This window comes from Pseudonocardia sp. GCM10023141 (assembly GCF_042653605.1).
Genome location: NZ_JBHSIR010000082.1, coordinates 114,194 through 126,392 on the forward strand (window position 1 = coordinate 114,194; position 12,199 = coordinate 126,392).

At 73.4% G+C, this 12,199-nt stretch carries 12 protein-coding genes; 8 read left to right on the top strand and 4 right to left on the bottom strand.

Annotation, left to right across the window (positions count from 1 at the left end):
* Positions 1-49: 49 nt before the first annotated feature.
* Positions 50-1,786, bottom strand: a complete 1,737-nt coding sequence (lysS, locus tag ACFPFQ_RS45000; RefSeq protein ID WP_379629429.1) for a lysine--tRNA ligase — start codon at positions 1,784-1,786, stop codon at positions 50-52.
* Positions 1,787-1,912: 126 nt separating this feature from the next.
* Here lysS and ACFPFQ_RS45005 point away from each other — a divergent pair, with 126 nt between their 5' ends.
* A complete protein-coding gene (locus tag ACFPFQ_RS45005; RefSeq protein WP_379629430.1) occupies positions 1,913-4,948 on the top strand; it encodes a bifunctional [glutamine synthetase] adenylyltransferase/[glutamine synthetase]-adenylyl-L-tyrosine phosphorylase in 3,036 nt (1,011 codons plus the stop codon).
* 31 nt (positions 4,949-4,979) lie between these two features.
* Positions 4,980-5,615 (top strand): LysE family translocator, encoded by a 636-nt coding sequence (locus tag ACFPFQ_RS45010; protein ID WP_379629431.1) that lies wholly within the window; start codon positions 4,980-4,982, stop codon positions 5,613-5,615.
* Positions 5,616-5,930: 315 nt separating this feature from the next.
* On the opposite strand, the gene ACFPFQ_RS45015 is transcribed toward ACFPFQ_RS45010, so the two are convergent.
* Positions 5,931-6,830, bottom strand: a complete 900-nt coding sequence (locus ACFPFQ_RS45015; protein WP_379629432.1) for a MerR family transcriptional regulator — start codon at positions 6,828-6,830, stop codon at positions 5,931-5,933.
* A gap of 69 nt (positions 6,831-6,899) precedes the next feature.
* Here ACFPFQ_RS45015 and ACFPFQ_RS45020 point away from each other — a divergent pair, with 69 nt between their 5' ends.
* From ACFPFQ_RS45020 to ACFPFQ_RS45040, 5 genes are all read left to right on the top strand, one after another.
* Positions 6,900-7,598, top strand: a complete 699-nt coding sequence (locus tag ACFPFQ_RS45020; protein ID WP_379629433.1) for a M50 family metallopeptidase — start codon at positions 6,900-6,902, stop codon at positions 7,596-7,598.
* 97 nt (positions 7,599-7,695) lie between these two features.
* Positions 7,696-8,121: a nitroreductase family deazaflavin-dependent oxidoreductase gene (locus ACFPFQ_RS45025; RefSeq protein WP_379629434.1), complete on the top strand. Its 426-nt coding sequence runs from the start codon at positions 7,696-7,698 to the stop codon at positions 8,119-8,121.
* A 50-nt stretch (positions 8,122-8,171) separates the two neighbouring features.
* A complete protein-coding gene (locus tag ACFPFQ_RS45030; RefSeq protein WP_379629435.1) occupies positions 8,172-8,609 on the top strand; it encodes a GlcG/HbpS family heme-binding protein in 438 nt (145 codons plus the stop codon).
* Entirely contained in the window at positions 8,606-9,562 is a 957-nt protein-coding gene (locus tag ACFPFQ_RS45035) for an EamA family transporter (RefSeq protein ID WP_379629436.1), read from the top strand. Before ACFPFQ_RS45030 ends, ACFPFQ_RS45035 begins: the two co-directional genes overlap by 4 nt.
* A gap of 11 nt (positions 9,563-9,573) precedes the next feature.
* Positions 9,574-10,065 carry a pyridoxamine 5'-phosphate oxidase family protein gene (locus ACFPFQ_RS45040; RefSeq protein ID WP_379629437.1) on the top strand — a complete coding sequence of 164 codons (492 nt, stop codon included), beginning with the start codon at positions 9,574-9,576 and terminating at the stop codon, positions 10,063-10,065.
* Here the strand turns inward: ACFPFQ_RS45040 and ACFPFQ_RS45045 are convergent.
* Entirely contained in the window at positions 10,062-10,523 is a 462-nt protein-coding gene (locus ACFPFQ_RS45045; protein WP_379629438.1) for a DUF1992 domain-containing protein, read from the bottom strand. The two genes, ACFPFQ_RS45040 and ACFPFQ_RS45045, sit on opposite strands and share 4 nt — an antisense overlap.
* A gap of 154 nt (positions 10,524-10,677) precedes the next feature.
* On the opposite strand from ACFPFQ_RS45045, the gene ACFPFQ_RS45050 reads away from it, so the two are divergent.
* Complete coding sequence (locus ACFPFQ_RS45050; RefSeq protein WP_379629439.1) at positions 10,678-11,040, top strand: cupin domain-containing protein; 363 nt, start codon at positions 10,678-10,680, stop codon at positions 11,038-11,040.
* Here the strand turns inward: ACFPFQ_RS45050 and ACFPFQ_RS45055 are convergent.
* Positions 11,025-12,188 (bottom strand): helix-turn-helix domain-containing protein, encoded by a 1,164-nt coding sequence (locus ACFPFQ_RS45055; protein ID WP_379629440.1) that lies wholly within the window; start codon positions 12,186-12,188, stop codon positions 11,025-11,027. The genes ACFPFQ_RS45050 and ACFPFQ_RS45055 overlap by 16 nt on opposite strands.
* Positions 12,189-12,199 lie beyond the last annotated feature (11 nt).

Below are 12,199 nucleotides of genomic sequence, written 5' to 3' on the forward strand. Positions count from 1 at the left end.
TGATCATCAGCCGCTGTGGATCACGGGAAGTACGTTCTCGACGGGGTCGTCAGCCGGTGAGCAGCGCCCGCACCCGGTCGGCGCCCACGGCCAGCAGCAGCGTGGGCAGCCGCGGGCCGGTGTCTCGCGTGACCAGCAGCCGGTAGAGCAGCGCGAAGAACGTGCGCTGGGCCACCTTCAGCTCCGGGGTGGGCGGGGCGTCGGCCGTGAGCCCGGCCTGCAGCTTCGGCACCGCGTAGACGAGCGTGGTGAGGCCGTCGAGCGACCAGTGGTCGTCGAGGCCGTCGAGCAGGATGCGCAGCGCGTCACGCTCGGTGTCGCCCAGCGACGCGAGCAGCTCGGCGTCGGGGCTCTCGCGCACCTGGGTGCGCTGCTCGGCATCGACGTGGGTGGTGATCCACGACTGCGCGCGGTCCAGCCGCGGGCGAACCTCGTCGAGGTCACGGACCGGGTTCTGCGGGTCGAGCTCGGCGAGGATCCGCAGCGTCTGCTCCTCGTCGCCGGTGGTGACGTCGACGACGGAGGCGAGCGTGCCGAACGGCAGCGTGCGCGGCGTGACCGGCAGCTCCCGCTCGGCCGTGCGGGCGGCGCGGCTGTGCGCAGCGAGGTCGGCGGGCTGCGCGGTGCCCGCGGCGATGCGTCGCTCGAGGGAGTCCCACTCGTCGTAGAGGCGCTGGATGGCCTGGTCGAACCCGACGGTGAAGGACTGGTTGGGCCGGCGCCGCGCGTAGAGCCAGCGCAGCAGCGGCGCCTCCATGATCTCCAGCGCGTCGGACGGGGTGGGCACCGCGCCCTTCGACGACGACATCTTGGCCATGCCGCTGATCCCGACGAACGCGTACATCGGGCCGATCGGCTGCACGCCGCCGAAGACCTCGGCCACGATCTGCCCGCCGACCACGAACGACGAGCCGGGGGAGGAGTGGTCGACGCCGGACGGCTCGAAGATCACGCCCTCGTAGGCCCACCGCATGGGCCAGTCGACCTTCCAGACCAGCTTGCCGTGGTTGAACTCCGAGAGCTTCACCGTGTCGCCGTGGCCGTAGCTGCACGTCCACGTCAGCTCGGTGGTGCCGTCGTCGTAGGCCGTGACGGTGGTGGTGTCGCGGTCGCACACCGTGCAGTAGGGCTTGTACGGGTAGTAGCCCGCCGCGCCGGTGCTGCCGTCGTCCTCGTCGGCCGCACCCGAACCCGCCGCGGCCTCCAGCTCGGCCTCGTCCACGGGCTTCTGCTGCTTCTTCGCGGGTGCCGGCTTGGCCTTGGTGCGGTAGCGCGCCAGCACGGCGTCGATCTTGGCCCGCTCGCGCATCGCGAACAGGATCTGGTCGCGGTAGGCGCCCGAGGTGTACTGCTCGGTCTGGCTGATGCCCCGGAACCCGATGCCCAGCTCCGCGAGCGCCGCCTTCATGGGGGCGATGAAGTGCTCGGCCCATGAGGCGTACGGGCTGCCGGGGGGCGGCGGCACCGCCGTCAGCGGCTTGCCGATGTGCTCCGACCACGACGGGTCGATGCCGGCGGGCACCTTGCGGAACCGGTCGTAGTCGTCCCAGGAGATGATGTGGACGCAGTCGCGGCCACGGCGGCGGATCTCGTCGGCCACCAGGTGCGGCGTCATCACCTCACGCAGGTTGCCCAGGTGGATCGGGCCCGACGGGCTCAACCCGGACGCGCAGACGATCGGCTTGCCCGGCGCGCGGCGATCCGCCTCGGCGATGACCTCGTCCGCGAAGCGGGAGACCCAGTCGGCCACCCCGTCCGTCACCCCGTCCGTCTCTGCCGCAGCCACGATCGGCACGTCCCTTCCCACATCCACAGCGAATACCGCGCCATTGTCCCGCGCGGCACGAAACGCGCTGCGCACGGGCGCCCGATCCGACGGTCGGGTCGCGGCGGGGTAGGGCAGGATCAGTGTGTGGATCGGCGCACCGGAGGATCGCTCGCTCGACTGGGCCTCACCGAACCCTGGGCGGAGGCCACGCTCGCGGAGCTGGGCTGGTGGGCGGGCGACAAGCCGATCAACGGCGCCGAGTCGATCATGTGGGCGCTCGCGCGCAGCCCCGATCCCGATCTGGCGCTGCGCTCGATCGAGCGGCTCTTCGCCGTGATTCCCGATCGCGCCGACATCGAGGCCGCGCTGCGCAGCGACGAGGCGCTGCGCGGCCGGCTGATCGCGGTGCTCGGCAGCTCCACGGCGCTGGGCGATCACCTCGTCACCCACCCCGACCGCTGGCACCGGCTCGGCGGGGAGGTCGGGCCCGCCGACGCCGAGGGAGCCATCACCACCATGCTCGCGGCCGTCGGCGCGGATCCGGACGGGCTGCCGCCGGGTTCGGCGGGCGGAGCGGTCGCCCGGCTCACCGGCGCCGAGGCGATCATCGCGCTGCGCACCGCCTACCGCGACGAGCTGCTCGCGCTCGCCGCCGCCGACGTCGCGGCCGTGAGCGAGCCGGAGCTCCCGGTGCTCGACGTCGCCGACGTCGCCGCCCGGCTGGCCGACCTCGGCTCGGCCGCGGTGCACGCCGCGCTGGCCGTGGCCGCCGCGGAGAGCGCCGGCAGCGAGCCCGGACGGCTCGCCGTGATCGCGATGGGCAAGACCGGCGGGCACGAGCTCAACTACGTCAGCGACGTCGACGTCGTGTTCGTCGCCGAGCCCGCCGACCAGGCCACCACCCGGCTGGCCAGCCGCATGATGCGGATACTCGGCGAGGCCTGCTTCGAGGTCGACGCCAACCTGCGCCCGGAGGGCCGCCAGGGTGCGCTCGTCCGCACCCTCGACGGGCACGTGTCCTACTACCAGCGCTGGGCCAAGACCTGGGAGTTCCAGGCGCTGCTCAAGGCACGTCCGATCGCGGGCGACGTGGAGCTGGGTGCCGCGTACGCCGAGGCGGTCGCGCCGATGGTGTGGAGCGCTGCGGGCCGCGACGACTTCGTCGCCGACGTGCAGGCGATGCGTCGCCGCGTCGAGGAGCACATCCGACCCGACCAGGCCGATCGCGAGCTCAAGCTCGGCCCCGGGGGCCTGCGTGACGTCGAGTTCGCGGTGCAGCTGCTGCAGCTCGTGCACGGGCGCACCGACGAGTCGCTGCGCTCACCATCCACGTTGGACGCGCTGGTGGCGCTGTCGGACGGCGGGTACGTCGGCCGGGAGGACGGCGCCAACCTGGCCGCGTCCTACCGGTTCCTGCGGCTGCTCGAGCACCGGCTGCAGCTGCAGCGGATGCGCCGCACCCACCTGCTGCCCGAGGCGAAGGACACCGCGGCGCTGCGCTGGCTGGCGCGCGCCTCCCGGATGCGGCCCGACGGCAGGCGTGACGCCGTCGGCGTGCTGATGGCGGAGTGGACGCGCAACGCGCGGCGCGTGCGCAGGCTCCACGAGAAGCTGTTCTACCGCCCGCTGCTCACCGCGGTGTCGCGCATGTCGGCCGACACCGCGCGGCTGTCGGAGTCCGCGGCCGCGGCCCGGCTGAGCGCGCTGGGCTGGGTGTCGCCGGAGGGCGCGCTCGGCCACCTACGAGCGCTGACCTCAGGGGTCTCCCGGGCCGCGGCGATCCAACAGACGCTGCTGCCGGTACTGCTCGACGAGCTCGCCCGCAGCCCCGACCCCGACCGCGGGCTGCTGGCCTACCGGCGGGTGTCCGAGGCGCTGGCCACCACGCCCTGGTACCTGCGGCTGCTGCGCGACGAGGGGCTGGTCGCCCAGCGGCTGATGCGGCTGCTCGGCACGTCCGCGCTGGTGCCCGACCTGCTGGTGCGTGCGCCGGAGGTGCTGCGGCTGCTCGCGGCGCCCGCGGGCGGTGGCGACGAGCTGATCAAGGACCCGGCCGAGGTGGCCGCATCGCTGCGCGCGGCCGTGGCCCGGCACCAGGACCCCGACTCGGCCGCGGCCGCCGCGCGCTCGGTGCGCCGCCACGAGATGCTGCGGGTGGCGTGCGCCGACCTGCTCGGCGTGATGTCCACCGAGCAGGTGTGTGCCGCGCTGAGCTCGGTGTGGGCGGCGGTCCTGCAGGCCACGCTCGAGTCGGTGGAACGCGCACTCGCGGCCACGTCCGGGAAGCCGGCGCCGGCCACGATCGTCGTGATCGGGATGGGTCGCCTCGGCGGCGCGGAGCTCGGCTACAGCAGCGACGCCGACGTGATGTTCGTCTGCGAGCCTGCCGCCGGAGCAGGCGAGCAGGACGCGGTGCGCTACGCCACCACGGTCGCGGAGACGGTGCGGCGCCGCCTGTCCGCGCCCAGCCCCGACCCCGCGCTCGTCGTCGACGCGGACCTGCGGCCGGAGGGCCGGTCCGGGCCGTTGGTGCGCACGCTCGAGTCCTACCGGGGCTACTACGCGCGCTGGTCGGAGACCTGGGAGTCCCAGGCGCTGCTGCGGGCCCGGCCGGTGGCGGGCGACGACGACCTGGGCCGCCGCTTCGTCGAGCTCATCGACCCGATCCGGTACCCGGAGGCGGGGCTGCCGGCGGCGGCCGTCGGGGAGATCCGGCGGATCAAGGCCCGGGTCGACGCCGAGCGGCTGCCCCGCGGGGCCGACCGCAGCCTGCACACCAAGCTCGGACTCGGCGGGCTCGCCGACGTCGAGTGGACGGTGCAGCTGCTGCAGTTGCAGCACGCCGGCACCGTGGCGGGGCTGCGCACCACCGCCACGCTCGACGGGCTGCGCGCGGCCCAGGCCGGCGGCCTGCTCGCGGCCGAGGACGTCGTCGCGCTCGCCGCGGGCTGGACGATGGCCACCCGCGCCCGCAACGCCGTGATGCTCGTGCGCGGCAAGCCGGGTGATCAGCTGCCGCGATCGGGCCGCGAGCTCGCCGCGGTCGCCTACGCGCTGGGGCACGCGGCCGATGCCGACCCCGGCATCTTCCTCGACGAGTACCGCCGCACCACGCGGCGCGCCCGTGCCGTGGTGGAGCGGGTGTTCTACGGCTGGTCGCAGGAGCGGGAAAGCCCGTGAGTTGCTCCGCCCGAGCGGCTACGTTGCAGGGGTGCCCACCGTCTCGACGCTCCTGACCTTCGCGCTCGCCGGTGTCGTACTGGTGGTGATCCCCGGGCCGAGCGTGCTGTTCATCGTCGGACGTGCGCTGGCCCACGGCAGGCGCGCCGCGCTCACCAGCGTCGCGGGCAACACGGTCGGGGCGTCGCTGGTGGTGCTGGTCGTCGCCTTCGGGTTCGGGGCGGTCGCGGCGGAGTCCGTCGAGGTCTTCACGGTGCTCAAGCTGGTGGGCGCCGCCTACCTCATCTACATCGGCGTGCAGACGTTCCGCTCCCGCGGCGACCTCGCCGCCGCGCTCACCGGACCGGCGGGCCCGCTCGGCAAGCGGCTGTTCCTGCAGGGCGTGATCGTCGGCGTCACCAACCCCAAGGTGCTGGTGTTCTTCGCCGCCGTCCTGCCGCAGTTCGTCGACGCGCATGCGGGCAACCCCGTCACGCAGATGCTGGTGCTCGGCCTGCTGTTCGCGGTGCTCGCCTCGTCGCTCGACAGCATGTGGGGGCTGGCCGCGGGCTTCGCGCGCAACTGGTTCGTCACCTCCCCGGCCCGCCTGCGCCGCGTCGGCGGCATCGGCGGCATCATGATCATCGCGATGGGCGCGGGCCTGGCCGTGAGCGGCCGCCGGGACTGACGCCCCGACGCGCAGCGCCGTCCACCCCAACTCGCGGTGCAATCCATCGCAACTCGCGGGGCCGTTCGTCGCAACTCGCGGTGCACTTCGTCGCAACTCGCGCGCAGTCCGTCACAACTCGCGGTGCGTTCTGTCCCGACTCGCGCGCAGCGGGTGATCCCGCGCCCCGCGAGTCGGGGTGGATGTGCCCGCGAGTCGGGACGAACGGCCCCGCGAGTTGCGCTCAAGTGCCCCGCGAGTTGGGGTGAACGGGCCCCGCGAGTTGGGATGGATGGGCCCGCGAGTTGGGGTGAATGGGCCCCGACCCGCGGCCGGTCAGGCGCGCAGGGCGGCGATCATCCACTCGAAGAGTGGGACGGCGGGTTCGCGCTGCGGCCAGCCGTTGAGCGTTCCCAGCAGGGACCAGTACCGCTCGACGCGACGGTCGGTGAAGACCCCCATCTGGTCGGCGAGGCTCGCGCGGCCGGCCGCGTCGAGGTCGTCGGTCAGGATGTTGGCCAGCACGGCCGCGGCCTCCGGCGCGTCCGGGGCGATCCCGGCTGCCATCGCCGGACCGACGTGTTCGATGACCGTGGCTGGTTCGTAGGACGTCGGCCGTGCGGTGGCGTCCGATCCGGCCACCGCCATCTCCCGCACCCGTTCGCGGAACGACGGGTCGGTGACGAGCTCGGCCAGCTCCACCCACGCCTCCACCTGCTCGGTGGTCGGGTCGTCGGGCAGCTGCGCCGGCATGATGCGCATCGAGTCGGCGATGCCGGCGCCGGGGGCGTCGGGGTCGGTGCCGGCGAACGCCGTCTCGACGAACTCGTCGATCAGTTGCTGGCGCTCGGCGGCGGAGAGTCGGGCGAGGTCGTTCATCAGTGTTGCCTTCCGGGCGGACGGTGCTCCCCGCGCGAGCAGCGTGCACACGGCGCGCTGCGTCCGCAGGGTGCGGATCTGGGAGTCGATGGCGTGGACGTGCGCCGCGGCGACGTCCTCGACGGTGCGACGGCGTTCCAGCACGAGCCGGACGTCGTCGAGGCCGAGGCCGAGCTCGCGCAGCGTGCGCACGAGATCGAGACGCGCGACGGCACGGGCGTCGTAGCGGCGGTAGTTGCCGTGGGAGCGGTCCGTCTCGGGCAGGACGCCCTCGTCGGACCAGAACCGGATGGTGCGAACCGGGACGCCCGAGCGCCGGGCGAGCTGCCCGATGGTCAGCAGGGTCGTGTCGGTCATGGCACCAGCCTCGACTCTCCAGTGGGTGGAAGGTCAAAGCAGTTAACACCGTCCTGCCAGACTGGGCACGTGCAGGATCCGACGACGGTGCTCGACTCCCTGCGCATGCTCGTCGCCGACCGCCCGGTCCCGCTGATCGCGGCCGTGCTCGCCCTGATCGCGGTGGGATGGCCGCTGCTGTGGCGCCTGACGCGCACGGTGGTCACGATCGCCCACGAGGGCGGGCACGCCGTGGTCGCCGTGGTGGCCGGGCGCGGGCTCACCGGCATCCGGCTGCACCCCGACACGTCCGGCGTCACGGTCTCCACCGGCGCGCAGCGCGGCCCCGGGCTCGTGTTCACCTTCCTCGGCGGCTACCCGGCTCCGTCGCTGCTGGGGGTCGGTGGTGCCGCGCTGGTGGCCGTCGACCGGTCCGCGCTGATGCTGTGGATCGCGGTGGGGCTGCTGGTGCTGACGCTGGTCCAGATCCGCAACGTCTACGGCGGTGCCGCGGTCGTCGCCACCGCCGCGCTGGTCGGCGCGGTGGCGTGGTGGGGCGAGCCGCGGCTGCAGACCGGGTTCGCCGCAGCGCTGTGCTGGTTCCTGGTGTTCGGCGGGCTGCGGGCCGTGCGGGAGTTGCAGCGCGGCCGCCGCGGCGGGCGGCGCGGCGACTCCGACGCCGACATGCTCGCGCAGCTCACCCACGTGCCCGGTGGTGTCTGGGCCGCGTTCTTCTGGCTGCTGGGCGGCGTGGCCGTGATCGTCACCGGGTGGGTACTGCTGTTCTGAGCCGAGCGATGTCCCGCAGACGATCGCAGCGTCGGAATATGGGACTCTTCCAACAGGTTTGCTCGGGAAACGCGGGCACAGCAACGGAGGAGACAGCATGACGAGTCCGGCAATGAACGACTGGAACAAGGGCATCATCGACGAGTTCCGGGCGAACGAGGGCAGGGTCGGTGGGCCGTTCGAGGGCGCCCCGATGATCCTGATCCACCACGTCGGCGCGAAGTCCGGCACCGAGCGCGTCGCGCCGCTCGTCTACTTCCCGCAGCCCGACGGCAACATGGTGATCGTGGCGTCCAAGGGCGGCGCCCCGACCAACCCGGACTGGTACCACAACCTCAAGGCCAACCCGAAGATCGACGTCGAGGTCGGCACCGAGACGTTCCCCGTGGTCGCGACCGAGCTCGACGAGGCGACCCGTGACGAGCTCTGGGTGAAGATCGTCGAGGAGCGCCCCGGCTTCGGCGAGTACCAGACCAAGACCACGCGCAAGATCCCGGTGTTCGTGCTGACCCGCGAGGGCTGAAAAGGCAGGATGCTCCTGGAGCACTCCGCCGACCTCGAGGACGAAACACCGTGAGCATCACCCTGGATCAGGCCCAGACCATCGTCGCCGCTGCGCTGCAGCACGGCACGCACGCGGGCTTCAACCCGCTGACGGTCGCGGTGCTGGATCCGGGGGGTGCGCTCGTCGCGCTCGGGCGCCAGGACGGCTCGGGCAACCTGCGCCCCGACATCGCCGTGGCCAAGGCCTGGGGCGTGCTCGGGATGGGCATGACCAACCGGGCGATCGCGGCCCGCGCCGCTGACTCCCCGGAGTTCTTCACCTCCGTCGCGGCGCTGGCGGGCGGGCGGATCCTGTCGGTCCCCGGCGGCGTGTTCGTCCGCGACGCCGACGGCAGGCTGCTCGGGGCCGTGGGTGTCACCGGCGACGCGTCGCTCAACGACGAGGCGGCGGCCGTTGCCGGTATCGCGGCGGCCGGCCTCGTCGCCCAGACCGGCGCCGAGGATTGATCGGCGGGTCCGCAGCCGGCCGCACCCGCGCGGGCCTCGCCCTCGCCGTCGTCTCCGCCCTCACGTTCGGCACCTCAGGCCCGTTCGCCAAGGCCCTGGCCGATACCGGCTGGTCGTCGTCGGGCATCGCGCTGGTCCGCATCGGTGGCGCGGCGCTGATCCTGCTGATGGTGCTCGCGATCGTGCGCCCCGGAGTAGTGGCGGCGCTGCGCGCCGACGGCCCGGCGCTGGTGCTCTACGGCGTGCTCGCGATGGCGTTCGTGCAGCTGGCGTTCTTCAACGCGCTGCGCACGCTGCCGGTCGCCGTCGCGCTCCTGATCGAGTACACCGGCCCGGTGCTGGTGATCGCCTGGGTCTGGGTGGTGCGGCGACAGCCCCCGAGCCGGCGCACGCTGGGCGGTGCGACCGTCGCGATCCTCGGACTCACGCTGGTGGTGCAGCTCTGGGACGGCGTCGGCATCCAGGTCGAGGGGCTGCTGTGGGGCCTGCTCGCCGCTGTCTGCCAGGCGTCCTACTTCCTGCTCGCCGACCGCGCGGGCAGCGCGACGCCGCCGCTGGTGCTCGCGGGCGTCGGGATGACGGTCGGGGCGGTGGTCGTGGGCCTGCTCGGGATCGTGGGGCTGATGCCGATCGTGATCAACACCGCCGCCCCGGAGGTGCTGCTGGCCGGGACGAACGTCGGCTGGCCGGTGACGGCGACGCTGCTCGTGGTGGTCTCGTCGGTGATCGCCTACCTCACGGGGGTGCTCGCGATCGCACGGATCGGGGCGTCACGGGGTGCCCTCGTCGCGCTGCTCGAGGTGGTGGCCTCGGCGATCGCGTCCTGGCTGTTGCTGGGCGAGGTGCCCACGGCCATGCAGATCGTGGGCGGCGGGCTGATCCTCGTCGGCGTCGCGGCCACCACCCCACGGGCCCGGGAGAACCTGACGGAACCTGACAGGGTTGGTGCCTAAGGTCGGTGACCATGACGACATGGCAGGAGTTCACTGCGGTCGCGCCGCGGATCGCCGAGATCTTCGAGCGCCGCCACACCGCCACCGGCAACCTGTGCATGCTGGGCACGCTGCGGCCCGACGGGTTCCCGCGCATCAGCCCGATGGAGCCACGGTTCTTCGAGGGGCAGCTGTGGATCGGCGGCATGCCGGACACGGCCAAGTTCAACGACCTGGTCGCCGACCCGCGCTTCACGCTGCACACGGCCACCGTCGACACCCAGGTCAGCGAGGGTGACGCGAAGGTGTGGGGCACCGTGCAGGATGTCCACGACCCGGCGCTGCACCAGCGCTACGCCGAGGACCTGTACGCGCAAACAGGCTTCGACCTGCGCGGCGCCACGTTCGACCACTTCTACGCCGCCCACCTGGTGGGTGCGGCGGCGGTGGAGGTCGGCGACGGGCACATGGACGTGACGGTGTGGAAGGAAGGCGCCGCGGAGCGGGTGATCCGCAAGCACTAACCCCGCCGCTGCCACCAGCGCCTGCGGGCCGGCGGTGGCGGAGCCGCGGGCTCGGCGCGCTCGACCGGCGCCGGGTGCTCGGCCCGCCAGCGCTGCACGGCAGCGTCGACGTCGATCCGGTGGATCGGCAGCTTCGGTCCCTGCGGCGCGCGCAGGAACGCGACGATCCGCCCGTTGAGCTCGGTGACGGTGTCGCGGACGGCGCCTTCGGTCGGCATGCCGCGCAGCGCGTCGGGCAGGCGATCGATCTCCTTGCGCAGCTGGATCGACGGCGGCAGCAGCGCCTCCACGGAGACGCCCTCGCGCTTCATCCAGTCGTCGATCCACCAGTTGTCGTTGTGCGGCTGGTCGATCCCACGCAGCGGTTTGCCCTTGCCCGGCAGGTTGTCGAACGCGCCCTGTTCCTGGGCGAGCCGGATCTGCTTGTCGACGGTGGTCTCGTACGGCTGCGGCTCCATGGCGGTACCCCCCGTGGTGAGCTCCCTCGGATGATCTCGACGATACCTGCGGTGAACCGCCCGGCCACCCACGTCAGGAAGGACGCCCTCCTGACGTCGAGCGTCGGCAGGGACGCCCTCCTGACGTCGGGGACCGGCTGGCAGGATCGGCCCCATGCCACGACTGATCCCCTCCCCGAGCCGCGTCACCGCCGCGGGTGAGCCGCCCAAGACGATCGACGAGTTCGTGGGGCGCGTGAACTCGGGTGACGGTGCGCTCTCGATGGCGCACATGCGCAGCCCGTCGGGCTGGGCCGAGCCCGGCCAGACCCCGGAGTTCGACGAGTACACCCTGGTCCTGCGCGGCGCGCTGCGTGTCGAGCACGCCGATGGCGACCTCACCGTCGCGGCCGGGCAGGCCGTGCACACCGCGCCGGGGGAGTGGGTGCGCTACAGCTCGCCAGGGCCCGACGGCGCCGAGTACGTGGCCGTCTGCCTGCCCGCCTTCGCCATGGAGATCGTTCACCGCGACGAGTGATCGGCTACCTGCGCCAGGCTGCGCGCCACGTCCAGGGCCAGGCGCTGCCAGGCGTCGCGCGGATCGCGGCCGGTCAGCGCCGTGACGCGGCGCAGCCGGTAGCGCAACGTCTGCGGGTGCAGGTGCAGCAGCTCCGCCGCCCCCGACGCCGATCCGGTGGACAGGAACCCGGCGAGCCCGTCGAGCAGGTGCCGGTTGCCGGGTTCGGTGAGCGGCCCGAGCACGCTGCGCACCACGGCCGCCGGATCGGCGCCGGGGCGTGCCGTGAGCAGCGTGAGCAGTTGCGCGTCGCCGTCGTCGAGCAGGACGCGCCGGTGGAACGCGTGCTCCGGAGCGGTGTCGAGGGCATCGACGGCCAGCCGCAGCGCCGCGGGGCCGGACGTGACCGCGCGCAGCAGGCAGCCGCGCCACCCGCGGCCGCGCAGAGCCGGTTCGACGGCTCCGGCGACCCGGTCGGGCAACAGCAGCACCGTGCGCCGGTCGCGGACCGTGGCCAGGTGCTCCTGCCCCGGCCCCGCCACCAGTCCGAGCGACGGCAGCAGCTCGGCAGCCGTCGCGGCGTCGACCACGAGCAGCAGCGGGGCAGGCGGCAGCGTCACGTCGAGTTCCCGGCAGCGGCTCGCCAGCACCCCCGGTGAGGTGTGCCGGCCGGCGAGCAGGTCGTCGAGCAGGTCGCGCAGCGCGCGGTCGCGGTCTCCGGTGAGCCGGTCGCGCGCCGCGGCGTAGCCGGCGAGCACCGACTCCGACAGCTCGTCCATGGACATGAGCACGGTGCGGGCGAGCGCGCGCACGTCGCCCGGGTCCAGGGTGTCGCCCCCGGCGTCGAGCACGAGGTCGGTGGCCGTCACCGCCGCCACCCGGTACGCGCGGAGCACGGCGGCGACCGGTCGCCCGTCCTCGCCGCGCGCGCCGCCGATCGCGCGGAACCGGCGGCGGTCCTCGTCGTCGAACGCGACGTCGCCCGCCCACGCGTCGAGCAGCCTGCGCAGCACCCAGGACGTGATCGCGTGGAGCTCGCGGTGCTGCTCGGCGTCGAGCCCCCGGTAGGCCGGCACCGCCTCCTCGACGGCGGCCACGGTGTCGCGGATCAGCTCCGGCAGCCGTGAGCGTGCGCTCGCGCCCGCCCGCTGCCGTTCGTCGTGGCCCAACGAGCTGCTCC

What these genes read in the sequence shown, in the direction of transcription:
- ACFPFQ_RS45015 (WP_379629432.1), bottom strand. Translation starts at nt 6,830, where the DNA reads ATGACCGACACGACCCTGCTGACCATCGGGCAGCTCGCCCGGCGCTCG.
- ACFPFQ_RS45025 (WP_379629434.1), top strand. Translation starts at nt 7,696, where the DNA reads ATGACGAGTCCGGCAATGAACGACTGGAACAAGGGCATCATCGACGAG.
- ACFPFQ_RS45040 (WP_379629437.1), top strand. Translation starts at nt 9,574, where the DNA reads ATGACGACATGGCAGGAGTTCACTGCGGTCGCGCCGCGGATCGCCGAG.
- ACFPFQ_RS45045 (WP_379629438.1), bottom strand. Translation starts at nt 10,523, where the DNA reads ATGGAGCCGCAGCCGTACGAGACCACCGTCGACAAGCAGATCCGGCTC.
- ACFPFQ_RS45050 (WP_379629439.1), top strand. Translation starts at nt 10,678, where the DNA reads ATGCCACGACTGATCCCCTCCCCGAGCCGCGTCACCGCCGCGGGTGAG.